Annotated in this window: 22 protein-coding genes; 18 read left to right on the forward strand and 4 right to left on the reverse strand. The window is 43.9% G+C overall.

Annotated features, from left to right (window positions below; genetic code table 11):
• Positions 1-123: 123 nt before the first annotated feature.
• The 12 genes from MHH86_RS07755 to MHH86_RS07810 all read left to right on the forward strand — a co-directional run bounded on the left by MHH86_RS07755 (position 124) and on the right by MHH86_RS07810 (position 12,681).
• The gene (locus MHH86_RS07755; RefSeq protein WP_036675601.1) at positions 124-399 is read left to right on the forward strand and encodes an IreB family regulatory phosphoprotein; all 276 of its coding nucleotides are present in this window, start codon (positions 124-126) and stop codon (positions 397-399) included.
• Positions 396-815 carry a Holliday junction resolvase RuvX gene (gene ruvX / locus MHH86_RS07760; RefSeq protein WP_036675598.1) on the forward strand — a complete coding sequence of 140 codons (420 nt, stop codon included), beginning with the start codon at positions 396-398 and terminating at the stop codon, positions 813-815. The genes MHH86_RS07755 and ruvX overlap by 4 nt, the downstream gene beginning before the upstream one ends.
• Before the next feature lie 13 nt (positions 816-828).
• The gene (locus MHH86_RS07765; protein ID WP_036675594.1) at positions 829-1,137 is read left to right on the forward strand and encodes a DUF1292 domain-containing protein; all 309 of its coding nucleotides are present in this window, start codon (positions 829-831) and stop codon (positions 1,135-1,137) included.
• Positions 1,130-1,438 carry a DUF1292 domain-containing protein gene (locus MHH86_RS07770; RefSeq protein WP_036675591.1) on the forward strand — a complete coding sequence of 103 codons (309 nt, stop codon included), beginning with the start codon at positions 1,130-1,132 and terminating at the stop codon, positions 1,436-1,438. The genes MHH86_RS07765 and MHH86_RS07770 overlap by 8 nt, the downstream gene beginning before the upstream one ends.
• A gap of 174 nt (positions 1,439-1,612) precedes the next feature.
• Positions 1,613-2,662, forward strand: coding sequence for an endolytic transglycosylase MltG (mltG, locus tag MHH86_RS07775; RefSeq protein ID WP_235219365.1), 1,050 nt, complete (start codon positions 1,613-1,615; stop codon positions 2,660-2,662).
• A 56-nt stretch (positions 2,663-2,718) separates the two neighbouring features.
• Entirely contained in the window at positions 2,719-3,651 is a 933-nt protein-coding gene (locus MHH86_RS07780) for a peptidase U32 family protein (protein WP_036675589.1), read from the forward strand.
• A 98-nt stretch (positions 3,652-3,749) separates the two neighbouring features.
• Complete coding sequence (locus MHH86_RS07785; RefSeq protein ID WP_036675585.1) at positions 3,750-5,081, forward strand: U32 family peptidase; 1,332 nt, start codon at positions 3,750-3,752, stop codon at positions 5,079-5,081.
• Between the two features lie 319 nt (positions 5,082-5,400).
• Complete coding sequence (locus MHH86_RS07790; RefSeq protein WP_235219364.1) at positions 5,401-7,587, forward strand: methyl-accepting chemotaxis protein; 2,187 nt, start codon at positions 5,401-5,403, stop codon at positions 7,585-7,587.
• A 169-nt stretch (positions 7,588-7,756) separates the two neighbouring features.
• Positions 7,757-9,637: a sensor histidine kinase gene (locus MHH86_RS07795; RefSeq protein WP_036675579.1), complete on the forward strand. Its 1,881-nt coding sequence runs from the start codon at positions 7,757-7,759 to the stop codon at positions 9,635-9,637.
• A gap of 22 nt (positions 9,638-9,659) precedes the next feature.
• Positions 9,660-10,970 carry an ABC transporter substrate-binding protein gene (locus MHH86_RS07800; RefSeq protein ID WP_051490861.1) on the forward strand — a complete coding sequence of 437 codons (1,311 nt, stop codon included), beginning with the start codon at positions 9,660-9,662 and terminating at the stop codon, positions 10,968-10,970.
• Between the two features lie 45 nt (positions 10,971-11,015).
• Complete coding sequence (locus MHH86_RS07805) at positions 11,016-12,080, forward strand: LacI family DNA-binding transcriptional regulator (protein ID WP_036675577.1); 1,065 nt, start codon at positions 11,016-11,018, stop codon at positions 12,078-12,080.
• 40 nt (positions 12,081-12,120) lie between these two features.
• On the forward strand, positions 12,121-12,681 hold the full coding sequence (locus MHH86_RS07810; RefSeq protein WP_036675574.1) for a GNAT family protein: 561 nt from the start codon (positions 12,121-12,123) through the stop codon (positions 12,679-12,681).
• Positions 12,682-12,743: 62 nt separating this feature from the next.
• Here MHH86_RS07810 and MHH86_RS07815 read toward each other — a convergent pair whose 3' ends face one another.
• The 4 genes from MHH86_RS07815 to MHH86_RS07830 form a co-directional block, all read right to left on the reverse strand.
• Positions 12,744-13,646, reverse strand: a complete 903-nt coding sequence (locus MHH86_RS07815) for a manganese catalase family protein (RefSeq protein ID WP_036675571.1) — start codon at positions 13,644-13,646, stop codon at positions 12,744-12,746.
• 483 nt (positions 13,647-14,129) lie between these two features.
• Positions 14,130-15,302, reverse strand: coding sequence for a glycosidase (locus MHH86_RS07820; protein ID WP_036675569.1), 1,173 nt, complete (start codon positions 15,300-15,302; stop codon positions 14,130-14,132).
• Positions 15,302-16,516, reverse strand: a complete 1,215-nt coding sequence (locus MHH86_RS07825) for an AGE family epimerase/isomerase (RefSeq protein WP_036675567.1) — start codon at positions 16,514-16,516, stop codon at positions 15,302-15,304. Before MHH86_RS07825 ends, MHH86_RS07820 begins: the two co-directional genes overlap by 1 nt.
• Positions 16,517-16,537: 21 nt before the next feature.
• Positions 16,538-17,488 (reverse strand): 1,4-beta-xylanase, encoded by a 951-nt coding sequence (locus tag MHH86_RS07830; protein WP_036675563.1) that lies wholly within the window; start codon positions 17,486-17,488, stop codon positions 16,538-16,540.
• A 296-nt stretch (positions 17,489-17,784) separates the two neighbouring features.
• On the opposite strand from MHH86_RS07830, the gene MHH86_RS07835 reads away from it, so the two are divergent.
• The 6 genes from MHH86_RS07835 to MHH86_RS07860 all read left to right on the forward strand — a co-directional run bounded on the left by MHH86_RS07835 (position 17,785) and on the right by MHH86_RS07860 (position 25,745).
• Positions 17,785-18,564: a response regulator gene (locus MHH86_RS07835; protein ID WP_036675560.1), complete on the forward strand. Its 780-nt coding sequence runs from the start codon at positions 17,785-17,787 to the stop codon at positions 18,562-18,564.
• A 319-nt stretch (positions 18,565-18,883) separates the two neighbouring features.
• Complete coding sequence (locus MHH86_RS07840; protein ID WP_036675558.1) at positions 18,884-20,251, forward strand: extracellular solute-binding protein; 1,368 nt, start codon at positions 18,884-18,886, stop codon at positions 20,249-20,251.
• A 128-nt stretch (positions 20,252-20,379) separates the two neighbouring features.
• A complete protein-coding gene (locus MHH86_RS07845) occupies positions 20,380-21,261 on the forward strand; it encodes a sugar ABC transporter permease (protein ID WP_036675555.1) in 882 nt (293 codons plus the stop codon).
• 3 nt (positions 21,262-21,264) lie between these two features.
• Complete coding sequence (locus MHH86_RS07850; protein ID WP_036675551.1) at positions 21,265-22,098, forward strand: carbohydrate ABC transporter permease; 834 nt, start codon at positions 21,265-21,267, stop codon at positions 22,096-22,098.
• Between the two features lie 76 nt (positions 22,099-22,174).
• Positions 22,175-23,206 carry a glycoside hydrolase family 130 protein gene (locus tag MHH86_RS07855; RefSeq protein ID WP_036675546.1) on the forward strand — a complete coding sequence of 344 codons (1,032 nt, stop codon included), beginning with the start codon at positions 22,175-22,177 and terminating at the stop codon, positions 23,204-23,206.
• A 1,354-nt stretch (positions 23,207-24,560) separates the two neighbouring features.
• Positions 24,561-25,745, forward strand: a complete 1,185-nt coding sequence (locus MHH86_RS07860; RefSeq protein ID WP_342479677.1) for an IS256 family transposase — start codon at positions 24,561-24,563, stop codon at positions 25,743-25,745.
• Positions 25,746-25,803 lie beyond the last annotated feature (58 nt).

The following is a 25,803-nucleotide window of genomic DNA, read 5'->3' on the forward strand; positions in this document are numbered from 1 at the left end:
TAACGGGCAGGATTTCCTCGTTGGGGCATGAATATGTTATGATAAAGGAAGCAAGCGAGCTGCACAGTAGCAACTTTGCGAAGCCGTCCCAAAAGGCGATTTTGCAGAAGGAAGGTGTCACAAATGGACTCCATGGACAAAACGGTCAAATTCAATGTGAAGGGCGACGAAAAGGAAGCTTCTCCCCAGGAAATATTGCTAGCAGTATACGATGCACTGGTGGAGAAAGAGTATCATCCGATCAATCAGATCGTAGGGTATCTTCTTTCCGGAGATCCGGCTTACATTCCGCGCCATAACAATGCGAGAAGTTTGGTCCGGAGAAAAGAACGTGATGAGCTGATTGAAGAGCTGGTTAGATTCTATCTCGTCAATCACAGGGTGGACAATCCGAAATGAAGAAAAAGTTAGGTTTAGATTACGGCGACCGTAGAATCGGTGTAGCCACAAGCGATGTTTTTGGCTGGACGGCACAAGCTCTTGAAACGATTGAGCGCCGAGGTACGGGTAATGAGTTCGAACGCATTCGTGAACTTGTTGCAGAGCACGAAATTGGAGAGATTGTAGTTGGTCTGCCGAAGAATATGAACGGCTCAGTAGGACCCCGGGGCGAAATCTGTATTGAATTCGCTGATAAGCTACGGGAAGAGTTAGAAATGCCCGTACACCTTTGGGATGAGCGTCTGACGACGGTATCCGCAGAGCGGGTGCTGATTGAAGGGGACGTCAGCCGGAAGAAACGCAAGGGGATTGTGGATAAAATGGCTGCAGCCCTGATTTTGCAAAATTTTTTGGATGCTAACAGTAAAAGGTGAGGGGTGCGAGGATATGACAAACGAACAGATTGGCCAAGAGGAAGAACCGGAAATTATCTATATTCCCGATGAGGAAGGTAATGAAGAGGAATTCGAGGTCATTATGAAGTTTGAGGTTGATGGCTCGGACGCTAAGTATATGATGGTGGTTCCGCTAGACTCCGAGGACGAGGAAACCGATGAGGTATACGCGTTCCGTTATGTGGAAGAAGGCGACGATCTTCAATTGTTCATGATCGATAATGATGAGGAATGGGCGATTGTCGAAGAGACTTTCAACACACTGGTCGACGAGTTGGACGGAGGATTGGAGAATGACTGAGATATCCGCTGATCAAGCGGTGTGGACTTCACGGCTTAAAGAAGCATACGGAGAAACTGTAGAACTGGAAGATGAGCAAGGCAAATCTTCCATTTACGATATTATCGCCGAATTTGAAGTCGGTGATCGCGGATATGCGGTGCTGAAAGGCTCTGGCAAAGACGTGGAGTATGAAATCCTGCGTATCGTTATCTCTTCTGACGGACTTCCGGAATTGGAGAGCATTATGGACGATGAAGAGTGGGAAGACATCTCTGAGCTATACGATGAGATGACTTTTCCAGCAGATGGCGCTGAATAAATCTTAAACATGTACGTTACATTTATGATGGGCACGGAAGAGGGCGGAGAATTCCGCGCTCTTTTTGCTTGAAATGCGAGCAATATCCTGTATAAACATCAATTTAAGGAAATATATATTGAATTCTAGGCAATACACTTTTATACTTTATAGTCGGAAAGTGAGGAACCAGACTTGAAATCCGCAATCCGTACTGTGTTAATCATTATTCTTTTGCTGGCAGCAGCAGGAGGTGGGGGAGCATGGTACATTTGGAACGGGATGCAGCCGGTAGAGCCTGCAGGTCCTGCTGTAACATTTACGATAGAGAAGGGCATGGGAAGTGCGGAGATTGCTGATCTGCTTGAGCAGAATGGCATTATCCGTAAGAGTCTTTTTTTTAAGGGATATTTGAAATGGACTAAAGAAGGTTCTAGCTTCAAAGCAGGTACTTATATCGCTAAGCCGGGTGACAGCTATGATGAACTCATTGCGAGATTAAATGCAGGTGATGTAGTTAAGGAAGAAACTGTGGTCTTTACCATCCCCGAAGGATATACTGCTGAGCAGATCGCTAAGAAGCTCGCTGAAGCTTGGAATCAGGATGCGGCTACTTTTCTTGAAATTATGGATACTGGTGCAGGTTTGAAGGGGATTGATATTCTGGGTATCCCGCAGGATAAGAATCTTCGCCACCGTCTTGAAGGATATTTATTTCCCGAAACCTATGAACTGGCCAAGGATAGCACGCCCCAGGAAGTTGTAGAAGCACTTTTGGATCAGTTCCAGAAGAAGCTGGATACGATTCCCGACTGGCAGCAAAAGCTAGAAACGCGTGGATTGTCTCTGCATGAACTGTTAACCGTAGCCTCGCTGGTAGAGCGGGAAGTTGTGGTGGATAGTGAACGTCCGCTTGTGGCTGGGGTTATTTATAACCGCCTAAAGAAAGAACAGAAGCTGGAGATTGACGCTACCGTTCAATATTTACTCAATAAGCAGAAGGAAAGACTTTTGTATAAAGATTTAGAAGTTGATAATCCATATAATACGTATAAGAATATTGGACTTCCTCCGGGACCTATTAGTAATCCGGGGCTGGAGTCCATTCAGGCGGCACTCGAACCAGAAGCTTCTGAATATTATTTCTATGTGACCAAAAAAGATGGTACACAGGGCCATTTGTTTGCTAAGACCTACAAGGAACATTTAGCCAATATCGAAAAAAGCAAGCAAGAATCGAAATAAACTATTAAAATGAAGAGTGGTGCGGTTGAAATAACTGTACAAGTAGGAGGTACAACATGACTAACAAACCGGAATTGCTGGTGACGGCAGCGTCCTTAGAGGAAGCTGCTGCTCTGCTGGATGCCGGAGCAGATGCGCTGCTCATTGGGGATGACCGTTTCGGGATGCGGCTTGCTGGACATTTCTCTCTGGAGGATACAGCGACTGTCGTAGAAATGGCGCATTCGCGAGGCTGCAAAGTGTATGCAAGCTTGGGTGGGCTGATGTCTAACCGTCTGCTGGATGAGCTTCCTGACTATGTGAAGGCTTTAGGTGAGCTTGGCATTGATGGTGTTGAATTCGGGGATCCAGCTGTGTTAACCACAGTGAAGAAAGAAGCGCCAGCAATGAAGCTGCACTGGAATGCGGAAATGACTTCCACCAACTATGCGACCGCGAATTATTGGGGACGCAAGGGGGCTTCTCGTGTCGTGCTGGCCCGTGAGCTGAATATGGATGAAATGACGGAAATGGTTCCGCTTTTGGAGATTGAGGCACAGGTGCAGGTTCATGGAATGACTAATATATACCATTCCAAGCGGAAGCTTGTTGAAAGCTATATGTCACATCAAGGCCGTCCTAGTGATGGAGGAAGTCTCGGGAAGGAACGCGGACTATTTCTGATTGAGGAAGAACGAGATGACCAGAAATTCCCGATTTATGAAGACGAGAACGGCACTCATATTATGAGCTCGGATGATATTTGTATTTTGGAGGATCTGCATATTCTGATGGCAGCAGGTATACACAGCCTTAAGATTGAGGGACTCTTGAAATCGATAGCGTATAATGTGACGGTTGTGAAGACTTATCGTAAAGCTATAGATCTTTATGCGGCTGATCCGGAAGGTTATGCCTTCGATGAGGAATGGATGGATGTAATCAGAACGGTGCAGGACCCTGAACGGGAGTTAAGCTTCGGATTTTTCTATAAAGAGCAAGTATATTAAGTTTGACAAAAATAAAGAGGTTATAGGTCCCCACGAAGATTATGACAGCATTTATAGCATGTGACTTAGCTTTGTGGGCGATGGAGGGGAGAACAGGAATGGGAACCATGACAAAGCCGCAATATAAGGGCAAACGTTACCGTCTGGACAAACCGGAGCTCCTTGCTCCGGCTGGTAATTTGGAAAAATTGAAGTTCGCAGTACACTATGGTGCGGATGCTGTTTATATTGGAGGACAGCAATACGGCTTGCGTTCCGGCGCAGATAATTTCAGCTTCGAGGAAATGCGCGAAGGTGTTGAATTCGCCAAGAAATATGGCGCTAAGGTATTTGTTGCAACAAACATATATGCTCACAATGAAGATGTCGCGGGAATTGAAGAATACCTGCGTAACTTATATGAAGCTGGCATTGCTGCCATTATCGTAGCTGATCCAATCATTGTAGATACAGCACGCCGGTTAGTGCCTGGACTTGAAGTACATTTAAGTACACAGCAGTCTACGTTGAACTGGCAAGCGGTGTCCTTCTGGAAAGAAGAGGGGCTTCCACGTGTTGTTTTGGGCCGTGAGACAAGCCTGGAAGAGATTGCTGAGATTAAAAAACATGTCGACATTGAAATCGAAAGCTTCATCCATGGTGCCATGTGCTCCTCATATTCGGGTCGTTGTGTATTGTCCAACCATTTCACCGACCGTGATTCCAATCGCGGGGGCTGTTGCCAGTCTTGCCGCTGGAAATATGATTTGTTTGAGGATGCACGTCCGGAAGGGACTTGGGTGTCTGAGGAAGAGCAGGCTGAAGCGAAATCTCCAGCTCCTCTGCTTCCAGGTGTAACTCAGATTCCATTGCATCAGCAAGGAGATAATCCCTTCTCCATGGGCTCTAAGGATCTGTGTATGCTGGAAAGTATACCTGAACTGATTGAAGTGGGCATCGACAGCTTCAAGATCGAAGGGCGAATGAAGTCAATCCACTATGTGGCTACTGTCGTAAATGCATATCGTAAAGCCATTGATGCTTATATGGCAGATCCGGAAGGGTATGAATTGAAGCAGGAATGGCTGGATGAGCTTAACAAAGCGGCTAACCGTCCGCTAAACACAGGATTCTTCTATGATACTCCGGATCATGAAGATCATATCTATGAGCCTGAAGAAAAAGCAGCTCCGTATGATTTTGCCGGACTTGTAATTGAATACGATGCTGAAAGTGGTACGGCACTAGTTCAACAGCGCAATCACTTTAAGCCAGGTCAGGAAGTAGAATTCTTTGGACCTAACGATACGTTCTTCAAGCAAACGGTTGGCGAAATATGGGATGAGAAAGGCAATTCGCTTGATGCCGCCCGTCATCCACTGCAACCTATTCGCATGAAGGTAGATCAACCAGTTGCATACTTTGATATGATGCGTAAGAAGAAGTTTTAATAAAAAACAGGGAAGCTTTTGGTCATCCCAGAGCCTCCCTGTTTTTCTTTTTGACAAAGCGAACAATAAGTTATATATATTAGGGATTAACAAATATATCCAAGGGAGGAGGTCCAACAAGCTATTTATTATGATTAAACATACATAGGTTAAAAGTTGTAAAAAAAGTCTCGTAAAGCTAAGGAAAAAGACCTAATACGCCGATATATATATTGGTTAACGCTTTCATGCGTATTCTAATATTAGCGGGTAGGTGATCAAGATGGGGGATCCTGATCAAGATAGTATTAGTGAAAAGCATAATGAGAGAAGGTTTAGCATGAATAAAAAGAATAAGAAATCGGCGATTACAGGAAACAAGGAAACAAGCAAGATTGAAGGGGCAGGCAAGACACCTAAGTTTAATTTGAAGAATGGAATAGATTTACGGGGACAGATCAAAAGAGTTAATCCTATGGAATCTGTTGGCGTGAAGATATTCCTGATATTTTTGTGTGCAATTGTAATTGTGGTAATGGCACTTGGACTGCTATCTTATTCAAAAGCCAAGAAGACAATTAAGAACAACGTATCGGAAGCCTACCGTCAGACTATTATTCAGACCTCAGAGAAGTTAGATATTACTTTGAAGCAGTACGAGAACTTGGCTTTACAGCTTTATTTTGATGCGCAGATGCAAGAAGATTTGAAGTCTTTAGTGACTGCACAATCTTCCTATGAGAAATTTGAAGCTACAAGCGCAGTAAGTAAAAAGTTGTCCAGTCAGATTACAACGGATTCTAATATTCTTAGTGTTTCTTTGATCCCGGAGTCACCTGATCAAGACATTGTTACAAGTGGCAGTGGCGGCATTAAGTTAGATAACATTAGAGAACAAGAATGGTATAAGAAGATTGTCGACAACACTGCATCTTATGAATCCTACTATTCTAAAGGTGATGGTGATGCGGCCAAGAACATATGGTTCTCTACAGCTGTTCAAGGTGATGGAGACAAAAATATTGCTATGGCAAGATCTCTCAAAACCCTGGGCTCAGGTACAGGATACATAGTCATCCTTGTGTTGAAGAATACATTGCTGGAGGAATCATTCGCAAGTGTCCAGCTGGGAGATGGCTCTCGAATTCAACTTGTCACTCCTGATGGAACCGTAGTAGCTTCTTCGGATTCAAAAGACGATGGTAAACCTTCAGAGTTTGCTTTTATTCAGGCAAGTAAAAAAGATAACAAGAGTTTGGATGAAAAAGATACAAACGGGGAAGAAATCCTTGCTGTCTTTAATCCAATGATCCGGGCGGATTGGAAGTTGGCAGGGGTAGTCCCAACAGATGAGCTAGTGAAAGAAGCACGTCCGATTCTGTTGACTACTTTTATTGCGGCTGCTGGCGCGGCTCTTCTAGCCATAGTAATCGGGATTTGGATGGTGCGTATGATTGCTCGTCCTCTAGCTCGCTTGAAGGATCTTATGGTACAAGGTGCAGGTGGTGATCTTAGTGTACGTACAGAATATGTATCTAAGGATGAAATTGGCCAGCTGTCAGCTTCCTTTAACGTGATGATGGAGCGTATTACTGAGCTTGTATCGCAAACGACAGAAACCGCTCGGGATGTGCTGGAGACCGCTGGTGAGCTTGGTGAAGCCTCACGTAAGACAGCTATTTCTGCGAAGGAAATTGCAGCCGCTACGGAAGAAATTGCCGGTGGGGCAGGCAGCCTGGCGCTCGAAGCTGAACGTGGTAATGAGCTTACAGATGTGATAGCTACGCAAATGCAGACTGTGATTTATGCCAACACTGAGATGGATGAAGCAGCACGTGGGGTTGGTGAAGCTAGTGCTCAAGGTGCTAAGCAATTAACGGACCTGCTGGATCAGACTAGCCGCACTGGAGAAAAAACAAGTGCGCTTGTCGAACGTGTCAACCACCTGAAGGAGACCGTATTCTCCGTAATTAAGGTGTTGGATGTGATGAAGAGTATCACGCAGCAGACGAATATTTTATCATTAAATGCGACAATAGAAGCCGCTCGTGCAGGAGAAGCTGGTAAGGGCTTTATGGTAGTTGCGGGTGAAGTGCGGCAGCTTGCTGACCAATCGAAGCAATCTATTGCCCTTGTTGCTGGAATTACGGATAAGATCATGGCGGAAATGAACGAAACGGAAGCTGTATTATCCGAAGTAGCACCACTGTTTAAAGAACAAGTAAGCTCTGTGAAGAGTACAAGTGATATCTTCTTGTCCGTAAAAGGACAGATGGATGAATTCATAACAAGCTTAGAATCGGTAACAACAGCGATTAGCAGTCTGAATCATTCACAAGGTGTGTTGTCAGAGGCTATGGGGAATGTTAGCGCCGTAGCAGAACAGTCTTCAGCAACTTCCGAAGAAGTAGCTTCCCTCAGTAATGAACAGCAAAATGTAAGTGATCAACTCGTTTCATTATCTGGCAAGCTGGAAAGTGCTTCAGGTCAATTGAAGGACAAACTGTCATTATTCACTATAAAATGAGTGGATTCATCACTAATCTCTAAATTGTTTACCTAACAAAACCGCTTCTTCAACATGAAGAGGCGGTTTGTTGTTGTGTAATGAAGAACTACACCGTATAATAACTTTGTTAGGTATTTGTTATAATTTAATAACAAGTTAGGTAAAAAGTATTAAGGAGAAGGACCAAATGAAAGGTAGACGCATCTCTGGCTGGTGGTCCGTTATCGGGGACATGAGCATGGAACGCAAGCTGCTCCTCGTCTTTTTAATTATCATTACCCTCCCGCTATCCTTCATCAGTGTATTTACCTTCAAGAGCTACTCAGAATCTATTCAGGGGAACACTATTGCTTATTCTGAGAAATTAATCGATCAAATGATGGATGGAGTAGACGATTATATCGAAGATATGAAGCGTATTTCATCTATGCCCGCCTATGTGAATGATATCAAACTTAATTTAATACGTTCAAACCGCTACCATGAGCAGAAAAAGATTATGGGAGGCGCAACTGGGAGTGCTACTTTATCACCCGGTGATTTTGATCTACTGTTGTCCATTCAACGGGGGATAGAGGGCAACATTTCGTTTATTAACAATATTAAGCGAGGCGCGAACTCGGTTTATATTTTTGACGCTTACGGAAATGGTTATTATTCTGCGAAGGATGGTGGCGTACGGCTCGATCTCGAGCAAAGCTATAAATACTGGAGCCAGCAGACTAAGGATTCCAGCGGAGAAGCATTATTGTTCGGTACTCAGGCGTATACAAGTAATCTGCAGAGCACCCGATATGCTTTTACCGTTGTTCGCAAAATCGTGGATGGCTTGTTAAATCCAATCGGGCTGATTGCGGTTGAAGCGAATATTAGCAATTTGGAGAATCAAGTTACGGAGCTGGATAAAGTCACCCATGGGAAGTCGTTGATTGTGGATGAGAAAGGAATGGTCATCTACGACAGCGACAAGAAGCTGCTGGCCACAGATATTTCTGATTCAGACTTGTTCAAAAGAGTTGGGGGAATTTCTGGAAGCTTCTATGATACAGTCAACGGAAAAGAGCGCTTAAATATATACTCTGGTTCTGCCAAAACCAATTGGAAGGTAATTATCTCTATACCTGTTGATGTACTGATGCGTGATGTGAAGGTGACCCGTAATACAACACTTGCTGCTACATTAAGTATCATTGTACTGGCGTTAATTATTTCGATTATTCTTTCCGTTGCCCTTACTAAGTCTCTGACTCAGATGATTCAATTGATGAAAAAAGTTCAGGGCGGCGATCTGGATGTGATGTTCAGAGTTAAGCGGCGTGATGAAATTGGTCTGCTGGGGCATCAATTCAACCGTATGTTAGCCCGAATCAGGCAGTTAATTCAGGATATCTACCGCATAGAAGAACAGAAAAAGGAAGCGGAGCTTCATGCGCTGCAGAGTCAAATCAATCCTCATTTTATCTATAACACACTGGAGTCCATCCGAATGACCGCTGAGCTGAATGATGATGTCGAAGCTGCGGATATGATCTCTATTCTGGGCAAACTGCTACGGTATAGTACAAGTGATCTGAGCGGTAATACGACATTGAAGCAAGAGCTTGGATATGTGCGTAATTATGTTGAGCTGCTTAACTATCGTTATCCTAACCGGTTTTTGCTGGATATTGATGTGCCGAAGGCGTTAGATAATTACTCTATTATCAAGCTGGTCTTCCAGCCCATCATTGAGAATGCTGCTTATCATGGCTTAGATGATAATAAGCCGCAAATGCATTTAAGCATCCACTGTGAGATTACAGAGCAAATGTTGTTGTTTCATATCAAAGACGACGGTATCGGAATGGATGAGAAGACTTTGGAGAAATTGAATGATGGGCTGCAGAACGAAAGTCCTCCTAAGAAAAGCATTAACGGGGGCATAGGCATGAAAAATGTACAGCAGCGAGTGCGTCTTCATTATGGAGCGGCATTTGGGATCCAGGTATATAGTGAGCTTGGACGAGGGACCGATGTTATTTTGTCGCTGCCATTACTGGAGCCGGAAATGATTGGCTTACCTGAGTAACGAAATAAGAGGGGGCTGTCCGTTGAAGGGGTTGAAATTAGAATGGACTATGCGAACCATACTGTTACTTCTCTTGGTGTTATTGAGTAGTAGCTGTGCCAATAACAATAAGCAGGCGCAATCCACTCCGCCTCCAGTTGGAGACGAGGTGATGTCTGACTTGTCCGGCACCATAGTCATGATGACCAATCGAATAGATCTGATTGAGAACGGAACTTTTCAAGGATACGCGGACCAGTTTAAACAGAGATACCCCGAAGCCAATGTGGAATTTGAAGGTTTGTCCAATTATGCAACGGATATTCTGGTACGGCTGTCCACGAAAGATGCCGGTGATGTACTGCTGCTTCCGGTGAATCTTCCGGCAAAGGAGCTGGATTATTTTTTCGAACCGCTGGATGAAGAAACCGCTGCTAGTGAGCGTTTCACTTCTTTTGCTACGTATAACGGGAAACGTTATGGGCTGTCCACTGGGACTACTACGGTTGGGATTGTCTATAATAAAAGGGCATTCGAAAAAGCAGGGATAACTACTGTTCCGAAGACACTGGATGAATTCTACGAAGCTTGTGCGAAATTAAAACAAGCGGGTATTATCCCCCTATATATGAATTATGGGGCCGTCTGGCCTTTACGTGAATGGGGGAACAGTCTGGTTAACTATATGACAGGCAATCCAGAGTATCTAAATAATATGGTAAATGAGGATAGCCCATGGCAGCTTGATAATGAGTGGGGGAAATCAATTTCCATTGCTCGAACCTTAATTGGTAAAGGCTACGTAGAAGATGAACTATTCTCGAACAATTGGGAGATATCAAAGACTAGGCTAGCTAAAGGTCAAGCAGGAATGTATTTACTGGGGAATTGGACGATTGGACAAGTCCTTGATGTGGGGGCTGACCCGGATGATATAGGATTCTTCCCGTTTCCTTATGATAATGGCAGCACTCATTATGCACCGATCAATCCAGATTGGTTCATGGGGGTTAGTAAATACACCAAGAACAAAGAGCTTGCTATGGCGTGGTTGAATTTTTTTGTAAAGGAGACTTCCTATCGGGATGACTGGGGATTCCTTCCGGCTGATGGAAGCTTGAATTCCTCTATGTCGCAGTACCGTGAGTTTTTATCTTATAAGCCTAAGCTACTTGATGCTACCGTACAAAGTGATGCGTTCATCGATCTGGCGAATAGAGCCAAGCTGTCCTTTTGGTCCGGGGATTACATTCAGGAGTTACTGGCTGCGCCTGATTTACAAAAGGCTTTTGACGAATTGAATGCAAAATGGAAGGAAGCGCGGGCAGGAACATCAGAAACTTCTCAGCCTTAAAGTTAGTACTACATAAATTTGATGACATTCTCTGGAGGGTTATATATGGCTAAAAAGGTCACTATGCAAAAAATCGCTGATCATCTCGGCGTATCCAAATTCGTTGTTTCCAAGTCACTTTCGGGTAAAGGCGGCGTTAATGAGACGACAAGAGAACGAGTGATTCAAGCGGCATCGCAGCTGGGTTATTTTACGCAAAAAAATGCTTTTGTCCAAGGCATAAAACGCACCCCTCCGGTAGGTGGCGGTGATCGGAATAAGCAATCCGTGCTGGTGTTAATGCCGAATATTCGTTCTCAGACGCAGGATTCCTTGTATTGGGGGAAAATTGTGGATGGTATTGCTATTGCGCTGGATCAGGAAGGGCTTGGGATGGTCATTATCTCTGAGAATCGTGCGGATAATTTCGTCAATATTTTGAATCCAAATGGAATCCTTGGCTTAGTAGGTGTGGGACAAATCTCTACTTCCTTACTGCTTGAGGTGCATCGTATTGGTCTGCCGATGGTGTTGATTGACCATGAAGATCCGCTAATTCCAAGTGATACCGTGTTTGCGAATAATGTGGATTCCATGGCTCGACTTACGAATCATTTGATGGGAACAGGCCATACCCAAATGCATTTTATCGGCAATATTGGATTCTCACGCAGTTTCCGCGACCGGTGGATTGGCTTCCGGAGTGCGCTGGAGGAGAGCGGAATAAGACTGCCTTTGGAAGATGATGCGAATCTTTTTCTGGAAGGGGTGGAGGAAGATTTATTTCAGGAGGATTTTAAAAGCTGGGTGAATAAGCGTAAAAAAGCCAAAACACTCCCGACAGCCTTGGTCTGCGCTAACGACTCCACAGCCCTTTCGGTCAGTGACATTCTTAAGGAAGAAGGGTTTAATATTCCGGAGGATATCTCAGTTACAGGCTTTGATAATATTGAGGATGCCTTAAGAGGAGTTCCAGCGCTTACAACTGTTCATGTTCCTAAAGAAGCGATGGGCCGAGCCGCAGTGGAGAAACTTCTGAGCCGTATTCATAATCCTTCTGCGCCGCTTGAGAAAATTCTTATCGCAGCGGACATTGTTCATCGTGATTCTGTGGATAAGCCGCGAGACTAGAACTATGTTGTGATTTGCTTGAGTAAGGGGGAGTTTAGCTATGACAGAACCAGTTGTCATGCCAAGGATTGAAGGCGAACAGATTCAACTACGAGGTGTACAAGTATCCGATCTGGAGGCTTATTATAATTTTTTGCTTGATGTTGAGATGGGGCAATTAACAGGATCACAAGGAGATTTCTCCCGTGAGCAAACAGCAGCTTGGATTCGTAAGATTAGTGTTCCAGCCGAGGATCGTGTAGATCTTATGATTATAGTAAAGGACACGGGTGAGCTCATTGGAGAAGTGGTACTAAATGAAATAGATCCGGACAATCGTAGTGCAAATATCCGAATCGGCATTTGTGGACATGAACATCGGGGTAAGGGTTACGGTACTGAAGCTATGACTCAAATGCTACGATATGGCTTTGAAACTTTGAAGCTGCACCGCATCCATCTCGGCGTATATACTTTTAACCCCAGAGCCGTTCATGTCTATGAGAAGCTTGGTTTTCAACGCGATGGTGTGGAGCGGGATGCTCTTTATGTAGACGGAGAGTTTCATAACATGATTCTGATGTCCATGCTTGAGGAGGAGTTCCGCAGTTTGTACAATTAAAAAAAGTGAATCTACGGTAAGGAAGATTGTAAGTAACTTCCTCACCAGATTCACTATGAATATTAGTCTGTAATATTTCCAGCCATTTTGAGGCGTTTGGCAATTTCTTTAAAGTCTTCGGGGGAGATTCCTGGAGCGAATTCCTCTTCGACTGCCGGAGCAACGGGGATCGGAAAACCTTTAGGGGCTCCCTGAATGACTTCAAGCGGAAGATTATCCTCCGGGTGGGTTCCCTTCCAAATCTGATCGATGGCGCCGAAGTCACTTTCACTCCAGGTGTATAGCTTGGTGTGCACGCCTTTTTCTTCATATTTTTTTGCTTCACTGAATGATTTATTATTTAACGAAGGAATCGGCACGAGCTTAGTTACATTAACACCTGTTGCCACTTCGATTGCTTTGGCATAAGCGACCACGTGGACACCACCACGGACTAAAAGGAATCCGACTACAGCGCGTGCAGCTGGATGGTCTGTCATTTCGTAGACCTTCATTTTATGTGTTCTGGCTCCGCATTCGAGGAAGAAGTTATGTAGCAGATCTTCCACTAGGTTGCCGCTATTAAATACGTTTGCTCCGGTCCACGGGTTCCCCGTTGAATCAAAAGGCATAGCCCCTTGTGCACCAGCCAGAAAGTGATAGGATAGACGCGCATCTTTTGCGGACCCTAGAGGGGTGGAATCGGGCTCTTTATAACTTGTTGACCCTCGAAGACATTTGTTGATGGCATGCGAAACCAGCTCGACGTGGCCAAGCTCTTCCGCTGTTATGCTCATCACCAAATCATAAAAGGGCTTCAGTTTGTCTTTTGAACGGAAATTAAAGGATTGAAAGAGGTAATTGTTAAGGGTCGACATTTCTCCGAACTTTCCGCCAAGCAGTTCCTGAACAGCGGCAGCAGCATTGGGATCGGGCTTCTCAACTTCAGGAATCTCGATCATGATTTCATCCATACGTTTGAACATTAATATCTCAGCCTCCTTGAGGTTAGGGGTTACTGAGCTATTTTGAGCTTAATCTATAGGAATTACTCATGAATGGGTTGAAAAGTATGGATGTGCGTCATGTAAATGGCTTTTTGTGTCGAAAAGGCAAACTGCAAATACTATCAAATACGCAATCAAATACGCATAGTAACCCGCTAACGGACACAGCTGACCCTATATGCAGTATTATCCGATATTTGCAATACTAACGGACTCCACAGCAGCTATCGTCCTAGAAAAAGCCCCAAATGGACCTCTTTTCAGGGAATAGCTTCATTGGAGTCCGAAAACTTACAATAAAGGCTAAATACATATGAATAACGTCAACTGAGTCCGTAAGCCATGTTGGATAATAGATATACGGTTAAGCAGACAAAGAATGATCAAAAAACGCAGAGCAGCGATCCTCCAATAATAGGAGAATCGCTGCTCTGTTGATTTCTAGGGTTTATGAAACCTTATTTACAATGCTAAATTACGGTCAATAAGAGCAATACGTTGCTGTACACAAGCATAAGAGCGAAGTGGATCCTCTGGAGTGTTCAGCACATAATCTAACATTTGGTCAACGGTAGTTGTAGCCACGTGGATACGAGTGTCGGAGGAAGCGTAGTAAATATAGATTTCACCGTTATCACGTGCAATCACGCCATTACAGAACACGACATTGGAGACATCGCCGACACGTTCTTCACCATCTGGTGCGATGAAATGACCGCCAGGTGAATGAGTGACTTTGTTTGGCTCATCCAGATCAGACAAGAAAGCATATAGCACGTATCGGAGTCCAGCAGCTGTGTTGCGTACACCATGAGCAATATGCAGCCAGCCTTTTGCAGTTTTGATTGGAGCCGGACCTTGGCCGTTTTTAACTTCCTTGATGGTATGGTAGTGGCGTTCATCCATGATGGTCTCACTAGTAATTACGGCATCTTCAATTGTATCCGAGAGTCCCCAGCCAATACCGCCACCGGAACCTGCATCGATAAAGCCATCTTGTGGGCGAGTGTAGAAAGCGTATTTTCCATCTACAAATTCAGGGTGGAGCACGACATTACGCTGCTGAGCAGAGCCTGTTTTGAGATCCGCCAGACGTTCCCAGGTTTTCAGATCTTTGGTGCGAACAATACCACACTGTGCTACTGCGCTAGAAAGGTCACCATGTGGAGCTTCTGGATCTTTGCGTTCTGTACAGAAGAGGCCGTAGATCCAGCCATCTTCATGGCTTACGAGGCGCATGTCGTAGACGTTGATATCAGGAACTTCTGTCTCAGGCAGCACAACTGGATGATCCCAGAAGCGGAAGCCGTCTACGCCATTGTCGCTTTCTGCTACAGCGAAAAAAGATTTGCGGTCATTGCCTTCAACCCGAGCAACAAGATAGAATTTGCCGTTCAGTGCAATAGCACCCGGGTTGAAGACGCCGTTGACGCCAATTCTTTCGGCAAAATAAGGGTTGGTGTCTGGGTTAAAATCATAACGCCAGATTAAGGGCGCATGCTCAGCAGTTAGCAGTGGATGAGTATAACGGTCATAAATGCCGTTTCCATAAGGAAGCTTTTCGTTCTTGCGGGCGATCAGGGCTTCATAACGTTCTGTTAATTGTTGTTTGCGTTCTTGGAATAATGATGACATTAGACAGTCTCCTTTATAGTTGATTTCAGTCGTGCGATCATTTCGAAGCAGGCTCTGCTGTTATGATAAGGACATTTCCAGGCGCTAACCTTTGATCCGTGAGGCAGGGGCTGAAGGTTCTCGTCCACGCCCCAGTACCATTCACCGAGCTTGTGATCCACCATGTATTTATCGATAAAAGTCCAGGAGGCTTGGGCAGCCTCATTAAATTTGCTGTCACCAGTCAGCTGATAAGCATTATAGAATCCAACAACCGCCTCAGCTTGCGGCCACCAATCTTTATCTTTGCTCAGCAGCCCGCTTGGGTCAGCTTCATTCCATATCCCACCATCGCTATCTATACCTTCCGCAAGAACGGCTTCTGCCATGGAGACAGCGACTGTTCGCACACGCTGCAGCAGCAGCTCTTCTCCAAGGGTTTCAGCAGCTTCCACCAGCAGCCAGCTTCCTTCGATGTCATGTCCGTAGGAGATAATATCTGATTTCACATTCCATGCCTCATCTAAGAAAAGATGAAAATGCTGGCCTTTCTGATCAATGATATGATCCAGCATCGTTTCGATTAGCTCAGTTAGCGTGCTCTTTAGCTCCTCCGACTTCCATACTCGATAGAGACCAGTATACGCTTCCAGAACATGCAGATGGGTATTCATAGATTTTTTTTCATTCATATCCTTGCTGCTGAGACTGAGGTTATCAGTGATTTGCCATTCCCGTGATAAAGCTTCGACATAACCTTTATAAATAGAATCATAGCCGTATTTCTCAACGAGCTGGAATAATTGAATCGCATCCTCTAAGACTTCTGGACGTCCGGTCGCATGGTAGAATTCAGCCAGTGCGTAGATAGCAAAGGATTGGCCATAGATCTGCTTTTTCTCTTGAGAAGGTCTGCCCTCAGCATCCACCATCCAGTATAATCCGCCATAATCTTTATCAATGAAGTGTTCCATCAGATAGGTATAAGCACGTTCTGCCATCGTCAGATATTCCGGTTTACCGTAGATCCGGTAAGCGCTCGCAAAGGACCAAAGGATCCGGGCATTAAGCACAAGGCTTTTCTCTGCGTTAGGAGTAATGTTCAGCTGATTGTCGATTTCACCTACAAAACCGCCGTTTACTTCGTCCTTCGTCTGTTTCATCCAAAAACTAAGAATATTATCCTGCAGCTCATCCTCAAGTTGGGTCAACCATAATTCTGGTGAATTAATCATTGTAATCAGTCACTCCTCACATTATTTGGTGATTTTTGAGGTGAAATATTTGTTGATGATCCCAGCGGCTTGCTTACCGTACATACAGTAATCATCATTCTGTGCTGCTTCTTCAATTGGATAAAGATGAGTAGGCCAATCCCAGAGCATAAAGCCCTGAACCCAATCTCTGTGCTCACATCCTTGAAACATAGCCTGATAGAATTTACTTTGTTCTTCTTGACTTGGTTCGCCCTTTAAGGTCCAATCATTGGGAATCGCAGCGCTCCCGCTCCGGCTTGGGCAACCCGCTTCCATGAAAAAGAACGGCTTATTCTGTGAGCTCACCACTTGCTCAATCCGGTCGAGCTGAGCCTCCCAATCACTAGCTGGATAATACCCACTTGAAGAAATCACATCGAGCGCATCCCACCAGGTTACGTTATCCTCCTGATACTTATCGCAATTATAAGTAAGAATACCTGAGTAGACCTTCCGCACCTCGGCAATAAGCGAACGCCATTCGGCTTCGCGTCTATCCGTCTGTACAAGCTCACAGCCAATACAGAACATTTCACAGCCTGTTTCCTCAGCGATAGCGGCATAGTGCAGAATAAATTTAGTATAAGAGCTGAACCACTCAGACCATTTAGGCTCGCAAGGGACATCCTTATCGAAAAAGTTAATATGGGCACGCCAAGTTCCGTCAGCACAATTAACAATCGGCTTCAGACATACTTTTAGCTGCAGTGACTTCGCTTTGCTGATAGCCCATTTCACTTCTTCGTCGCTAACGGTTGGAGCCTCCCAGTAGGGAATTTCCGTAGAATGAGCGGTAGCTTGAAGCGCACTGAGCGCAATGGCCGTCCAGTTCGCTCCGGTGACAGAGGACATTAATTCCAGCGAACACTCAGCTTCTTTTGTTGTCCATGAACCACGTCTACCTGAGAAACCCCAGGTTACGCCTGCAATGTATTCGTTGTTTAACATCATCGAGGATCCTCACTTTACAAATGGAAATAGATAAATTAGCAAACTTAATTTTGTTAGATAGTTATTATTGTTTTGTTAGTTTATAATAACAACTTAATTTAGTTATATACTTTTTCGTAGATGATTTCAAGGACAATTTGTAGTTGGAGCTGGGAAATTTGAATAACTTTAGTTATAGTAAATATAAGACTATAAAAGGGCGCAATCGTACATTGACGTAATGCATGGGGAGATACTATTCGTGATGATAGCGCAATCATAATAACTGGCGGATACAACTGGAGGGAATTACTTAAATGATAAATGTTATGATTGCGGACGACGAGGAAGTCATTCGCAGGGGGCTCGAAAAAATCACATCCAGAATGGAAATAGACGTACATGTAATTGGATCTTACGGAAACGGGTTGGAAGCCTGGGAACATTTAGAAAAGTTATCCCGAGAGGATATAGATCTGCTTATTACAGATATCAAAATGCCTAGAATGGATGGTTTTAAGCTGATTGAACAGGTTAGAGACCATATGGAGGATATACCTATTGCTGTCCTTAGCGGTTTTAGTGAATTTGAATATGCCCGTCGAGCGATCCGCCATGGGGTGATGGATTATTTGCTTAAACCGATTGATAAGACTCAGCTATATGAGCTGCTTAAGAGAGTAGAGGATGTAAAGAAAAAGAACGTGACGGAGCATGAGGAGATTTTCTCACAAGCTGCGGATGGTGGGGAACATTATGTAGTTGAGCAGACAAAAAGCATTCTGGAGAGAGAGTATGATCAGAACTTCGAGCTAGAACGCCTAGCGGAAATGGTGGGCATGAATGCGAGTTATCTCAGCCGTTTGTTCAAATTAAAGACGGGGCAGACGATCACAGACTATCTGATTCGGATTAGAATTTCTAAAGCTAAGGAACTGCTAATGGAGCATCCTGACCTGAAGAATTATGAAATTGCCGAGAAGGTGGGTTATAGCGATCCGGTATATTTTAATAAATTGTTCAAGAAAATGTGTGGTATGACACCTAAGGATTATAAAAGCGGCTGTAAATTCCCGAAAATTGAACGAGAGTTTTAGGCATATATAGGAAGCTATTTATTAGGAGGGCGAAAAGCTCTCTTTTTTTGTAGATATTTTTATAAATTAGATAACAAAATTATTATAAGTAAAACAAAAATAACAAATATAAGACCAGAAAAAGCAATTGAAACCATCGTTTTGCGTCGAAAATAGATTTATAATGGGTTTGTAAGCGATATCATCACTTGTTTTTAAGAGTAATTCAGATAATCCGGTATTAATGACTACTCTTTCAGGTTATAAGTGATGATAAAAGTTATTATATTTGTTATTTACCTAAAACTAGAGTTGAATTGAAGAGAGGGGTCGTAACAGCATGAAAAAAGGCAAAACAATGATGGGCTTGATGGCACTAACACTTGTGGCGGGATTGTTTAGCGGTTGTTCCTCAAACAACAACACTAACAATGAAGCTGCTAAAAACACAGGAAACAATGGTTCTTCAGCAGAGGCAACTGCTCCAGCCGATGGTACAGCAGCCAAGGATATCAAAGGGGATATCACAGTCATAACGCAAAGAACAGATATTGTTGATACCGTATTCAAAGAGTATGCGGCTAAATTCAATGAGAAATATCCTGATGTAAAGGTGAACTTTGAAGCGCTCGCTACTTACGAAGACCAAATTAAAATTCGTATGAGCACTAGTGATTATGGCGACGTTCTTTTGTTACCTACTAGCATAGCTGTAAAAGATATTCCTGATTTCTTCGAACCCCTTGGCAAGCTTGAAGAAATGAGCAAACAATACACAGGGCTGGAAGAACGTGCAGTAGACGGAGTTGCCTATGGTATTCCGATGACCATCAACTTTAACGGCATTATCTATAACAAACAAGTCTTCAAAGATGCCGGAATTACAGAGGTTCCCAAAACCCCTGAACAATTCTTGAATGCTCTGCAGACTATTAAAGACAAAACACAAGCTGTTCCTCTTTACACAAATTACGCAGCAGGCTGGACATTGACACAATGGGAAGCGGATCTGGCTACAGTAGCTGGTGACCGTGATTATGTGAACATTGCTCAAGTGGCTAGCGACGACAACTATGTAGCGGGTCAACCACACTATGAATTGTACAAAATTCTGTACGATGCAGCACAAAAAGGTTTGATTGAAGAAGATCCAACTACAACAGACTGGGAATCTTCCAAAGCTGATCTAGCCAACGGAAAAATTGGGACTATGGTGCTTGGATCTTGGGCGATTGGCCAAATCAAAGGCCTGGCTACAAATCCAGACGATGTTGGATTTATGCCTTTCCCAACCAATGCGGATAAAATCCTTGTGCCGCTTGCTGGTGACTACAATCTGGGTGTCAGCATTCACAGTAAGAACAAAGAAGCTGCTAGAGCTTGGGTGGATTGGTTCATCAACGAATCTAATTACCCTACAACTGAAGGCGGCGGTATGAGCCCGGCTATCGGTGCAGAGCTTCCAGAAATCCTGAAACAATATGAAGGTACAGATGTAACCTTTGATACTCTTGCTCCTGCTAAAGCTGGTGAAGAAGGCTGGTCTGATGAAATCGACAAACAAGCTGAGATCGGTGCTTGGCAGCCAGACTTCAAGAAACGGATTATTGAAGCAGCGATTGGCAACAGAAAAGAATCCTATGATGACATCATGAAAGACCTGAACGACAAGTGGAAAGCCGCTCGCGCTAAAGTCACAGCACAGTAACAACTATAAGCTTCTTAGATGCTATAGGCGGTAGTGAATGTGGGAGGGGATATGCTAACAAGCATTTCCCCCTTCACATTTAAACGAGTCTTAAATAAATGAGGATGCTTTTTCTGGAGGTGTATCGGGTGTTTAAGTTTTCAAATTTGAGTTATAAAAATCAAAGAATCGCTATCATCATCTTATTCTCATTAGTGCCGATATTATTGCTGCTCACATTCGCTTATTATCCAGTCATCAGTATGTTTCGGTACAGCTTCACCAGTTGGAATGGATTAAGCAAAAATATGGAATATGTCGGTTTAGAAAACTACAAGACCATTTTTACAAAACCTGAGTATTTTTCTGTGTTTAAGGTCAGCTTGTATTATTTCTTTACCACTTTTATTCAGATGGCACTTGCTTTGTATTTTGCAACCATCTTAAGCTTTAGTGTTCGCATGAAAAACTTGTTTAAAGGGATTTTGTTCTTCCCGACCTTGCTAAACGGTGTAGCGATCGGTTTTATCTTTCTCTTCTTCTTCAAACCAGATGGAACGCTAGATACGATTCTTAATCTGATTGGGCTTGGCAGTCTGCAGCAGAAGTGGCTACTGAATCCTAATTTGATTAACTTCTCGCTCGCAGGTGCATCACTGTGGAGATACATGGGAATGAACTTCCTGATTTTTCTTGGAGCTATTTCTTCTATCGGTAAGGATATCTATGAGGCCGCTGAAATTGACGGTGCAAACAGATGGCATCAGTTTATGCATATTATTTTGCCAAGCATTAAACGTATTCTGCAATTGAACTTGATTCTTGCGGTTAGTGGCGCCATTGGGGTATTCGAAATTCCATACGTCATGACAGGCGGATCAAACGGAAGTAGTACATTCGTTATTCAGACGGTCGATGTAGCTTTCAAATACAGCAAGGTTGGTTTGGCATCGGCGATGGCCGTGGTATTGCTGGGTATTGTTATCATAGTTACTATTTTGCAGCGCGTTCTGATCAAGGAGGAGAAATAAACTATGCATTCTGTAAAATATACCACTGCTAGTATATTCAAATATCTCACCTTGATTTTGGGAGCACTTGTAGCTTTGATACCTATCGTGGTCGTGTTTTTCGCTTCATTAAAGACCGGAACGGAATATGCTTCTACCGGACCGTTAACGCTGCCAGAGAATTGGTTGAATTTCTCCAACTACACAAAGGCTTTTGTAGACGGGAAAATGCTGCTCGGTTTTAAAAATACTGTCATTATCGTTGTGATTTCTATTGCGGGTGCCACGTTGACGGGTTCGATGATGGCTTATATTTTATCGCGCTTCAAATTTAAAGGCAGTAAGATCCTAATTAGTATGTTCCTGATTGCTACCCTGATTCCAGGCGTAACTACACAAGTGGCTACTTTCCAAATCATCAATCACTTGGGATTATTTAATACCAGATGGGCGCCAATCGTTATGTACTTGGGCACGGATATTATCGCTGTTTATATCTTCATGCAGTTTTTGGATTCGATCTCCGAGTCACTAGATGAATCCGCGATGCTGGACGGAGCTTCGTATTGGACGATTTATTGGAGAATTATTTTGCCATTGTTGAAGCCGGCGATTGTAACTGTAGTGATCGTGAAGGGTGTTAATATTTATAACGATTTTTACACCCCTTTCCTTTATATGCCGAAAACAGATCTGCAAACGATCTCCACAGCACTCTTTAAGTTTAAAGGTCCATATGGATCGCAGTGGGAAGTAATATGTGCGGCGATTATGATCGCAATTATACCTACATTGGTTGTGTTTACCGCCTTGCAAAAATATATCTACAATGGTTTTTCGCAAGGTTCTGTAAAGTGAGTTCAACAGTAAATTTAATAACAGTACTAGATAAAATAGCATACTGAAAAGTTGCATACATTTGGAGGGAATACTAATGAGTGAAGTAAAATTGGTTGGAGCAAGTGCAATTAACATCCCGAACATGCCTTGGCAAGAAAAGCCTGCTGGCTACGAGAATCCGATTTGGAGACATAATGATAACCCGGTTATCAAAAGAAATCCTGCAAAAGGTGTAGCCCGTATTTTCAATAGTGCGGTTGCTGCGTATGAAGGCAGTTTTATTGGTGTATTTCGTGTAGAAGATAACACGACTCGTCCGCATCTGCGTATGGGACATAGTGTGGATGGTTTGGATTGGAAAATTGATGATGAGCCGATCCGATTTATAGATGAAGAAGGTAATCCTTATCAGCCGCGTTATGCTTACGATCCACGTCTGGTGAAGGTTGAAGATACATTTTATATTATCTGGTGTACAGATTTCTACGGCGCAGCTATTGGTGTAGCTAAAACACAAGATTTCAAAACATTTATCAGCTTGGAAAACCCATTCCTGCCATTCAACCGGAACGGCGTACTGTTCCCTAGAAAAATCAACAATAACTTCGTGATGTTGTCCCGACCAAGTGACAGTGGCCATACTCCATTTGGTGATGTGTTCCTTAGTGAGAGCCCTGACTTCGTATATTGGGGAAAACATCGCCATGTAATGACCAAGGGTGGTCAAGGCTGGTGGCAAAGTGTCAAAATTGGTGGCGGACCAGCGCCGATTGAAACTACTGAAGGCTGGTTGATGTTTTACCATGGCGTAACTGGAACCTGCAACGGTCTTGTGTATAGCATGGGGGCGGTTATTTTGGATATCAATGAGCCCTCGAAAGTAAAATATCGCTCGAAAAACTTTGTATTAACGCCAGAAGAATGGTATGAGGAAAGAGGTTTTGTGAATAACGTCCTGTTCCCATGTGCCACACTGCATGATGCAGAAACCGGCCGTATCGCCATTTATTATGGCGCTGCTGATACTTATGTAGGCGTTGCTTATACAACGGTTAATGAAATCGTCAACTATGTCATCGAAACTCATGAAGAGGTTGGCGATGATGCAGGTTTAGGCAAAATCTAATTGGACTTAATGACCTATATTTGCAGGGAGCTTGCTTGTCCGGAGAATTGCGTAGCGTAGAGTTCGAAAGAAGTGTTGGGATTGGTGTTGTTAAGTGTGCTCAGTGCGGAGGTTGCCATGTGCGGCCTCCGTTCTGTTGCAGAATGTGCAACAGAACAACTCAATATTGCTTGTAATAGATAAGTAGCAGGTGAGGGGGAATTCGTCTCTGTTGGCGGCTTTGTCAGTCTGTTGCTTAGTTACTCTGTGGCTTGGTTACTCCATGGCTTTGCTACTCAATGGCTCTAACGTAAATAGTTGCACTCTGTGCACTTAAACTAACATTTCTTTGGTTACTAGGTGATATAGTTGCACTTTGTGCAACTGTATCAGCCAAGTAACCTTCAAAAGCTCCTTTTAATGTTTTTTAGTTGTACAAAGTGCAACTAAAAGGGGAAAAAGACATATTCCGCTGTAATAGCTGCACAAAGTGCAACTCTATGGCTCTGACGTAAATAGTTGCACTCTGTGCACTTAAACTAACATTTCTTTGGTTACTAGGCGATATAATTGCACTTCGTGCAACTATATCAGCCAAGTAACCTCCAAAAGCTCCTTTTACCGTTTTTTAGTTGTAAAAAGTGCAACTAAGAGAGAAAACACACATATTCAGCTGTAATAGCTGCACAAAGTGCAACTATCCAGCCAGAAGCTGTTACTGTGCCGATTATAAAGAAGTTAATAGCCAAGGTGGAAATGTGGGTGTTGTAGAGGTAAGAGGAAGATAGCGTGTAAGTGGAATGTGAGTGGTTGTAGAGGTAATAAGAAGGTAGTAGGTACGTGGAATGTGATTAGTTGTGGAGGTAATAAGAAGATAGCGGATAAGTGGAATGTGAGTAGTTGTAGAGGTAATAAGAAGGTAGTTGGTACGTGGAATATGATTAGTTGTAGAAGTAATAAGAAGATAGCGGATAAGTGGAATGTGAGGGGTTGTAGAGGTAAAAAGAAGGTTATAGGTACGTAGAATATGATTAGTTGTGAAGGTAATAGGCAAGCAGCGAGTGAGTGGTGAATGTGGATCTGTTGGTGATTCTGCTACTCTGTTGCTTAGTTACTCTAGGACTTCGACGTAAATAGTTGCACTCTGTGCACTTAAACTAACATTTCTTTGGTTACTAGGCGATATAATTGCACTTCGTGCAACTATATAAGCCAAGTAACCTCCAAAAGCTCCTTTTACCGTTTTTTAGTTGTAAAAAGTGCAACTAAGAGATGGCGTAAAATAGTATGTGTAAGGACCTTGGAGTCTAGTAAACGACAAAAAAGTAGGGTATCCTTGGGATTGCGAAGTCACCAAGAAAAGGAGCCCTACTCAATGACCAGTATACAACAAAACCCGTTCAGTGATCTACTCGAAAATAGTCTCCAAAGCTTTCTGAAAGAAAAGATAGAGCTCATGCTCCGCGAAGAAATCAAAAATTACCTGGCGGTCGAACATCCGGAGGAGCCGAATACACGCAACGGATATTACAGCCGGACGTGGGAAACGCGTCACGGCCTCATCCCGGATTTACAAGTCCCTCGGGATCGGCAGAGCCAGTTCCAGACGGACCTCTTTGAGCCTTACCAGCGCCGGGAAGCCTGGCTCGAAGATACCATCATCCATATGTACAAAGGGGGCATGAGTACCCGAGATATTGCCTCGTTTATCGAGAAAATGTTTGGAACCTCTTACTCCCCGACCACCGTGAGCAACATCACCAGCACGGTGCTGGAAGATGTGGTCGCCTGGCAGGCTCGTCCGCTCGCCAAACGCTATTCCGTGATCTATCTGGACGGCATGTATGTCAAGCTCAAGCGCCAAAGCGTAGCCAGCGAGGTCGTCTATATCGCTATGGGGATCGACGAAGAAGGCCACCGGGAAATCCTCAGCTTCAGTATTGGGGGCAAGGAGAGCGCCTATGGCTGGCGGGAAGTGCTGCAAGACTTGCACCGCAGGGGTGCGCATGAGGTACTGCTGGGCGTTTTTGACGGGCTGGCCGGGCTAGAGGAAGCCTTTAAGGAAACCTACCCCAAAGCCGATGTTCAGCGCTGCGTGACCCACAAAATGCGGAATACATTGCCCAAAATTCGGGATACCGATAAGACTGAAGTTGTCGCCGATTTCAAGATGCTTTATACCGCGCCAGATAAGGATGTGGCCTTAGCCAACTTCGATGTGGTGCAAAAGAAATGGGGCAAGCTCTACCCGAAGGAAGTGAAGTCTTGGGAGGAGCAGCTCGACGTATTGTTACGGTTTTACGACTACCCACCCCTGATCTGGTACGCGATTTATACATCCAACCCAATCGAGCGAACGAACAAAGAAATCCGCAAACGGCTTCGACCGATGAACAGCTTGACTAACATGGATGCCGCCGAAAAGATTGTCTATCTGGAGGCCATTGGATACAACGAGAGATGGAGCCAGCGTGTCCTGCGTGGGTTTGGAGATGCCCAGACGAAAGCTGCGTTAACCCAAAAATTCGCAGAAAAGTATCCTCCAGCTCAGGAGAACTAAGAAGAAACCAACGGCGAAACTAATTGGTTCTGAAAGTAATTTTTCGCAGGGGGGATCC

Source organism: Paenibacillus sp. FSL F4-0097, assembly GCF_038593125.1.
GTDB lineage: Bacteria > Bacillota > Bacilli > Paenibacillales > Paenibacillaceae > Paenibacillus_AQ > Paenibacillus_AQ odorifer.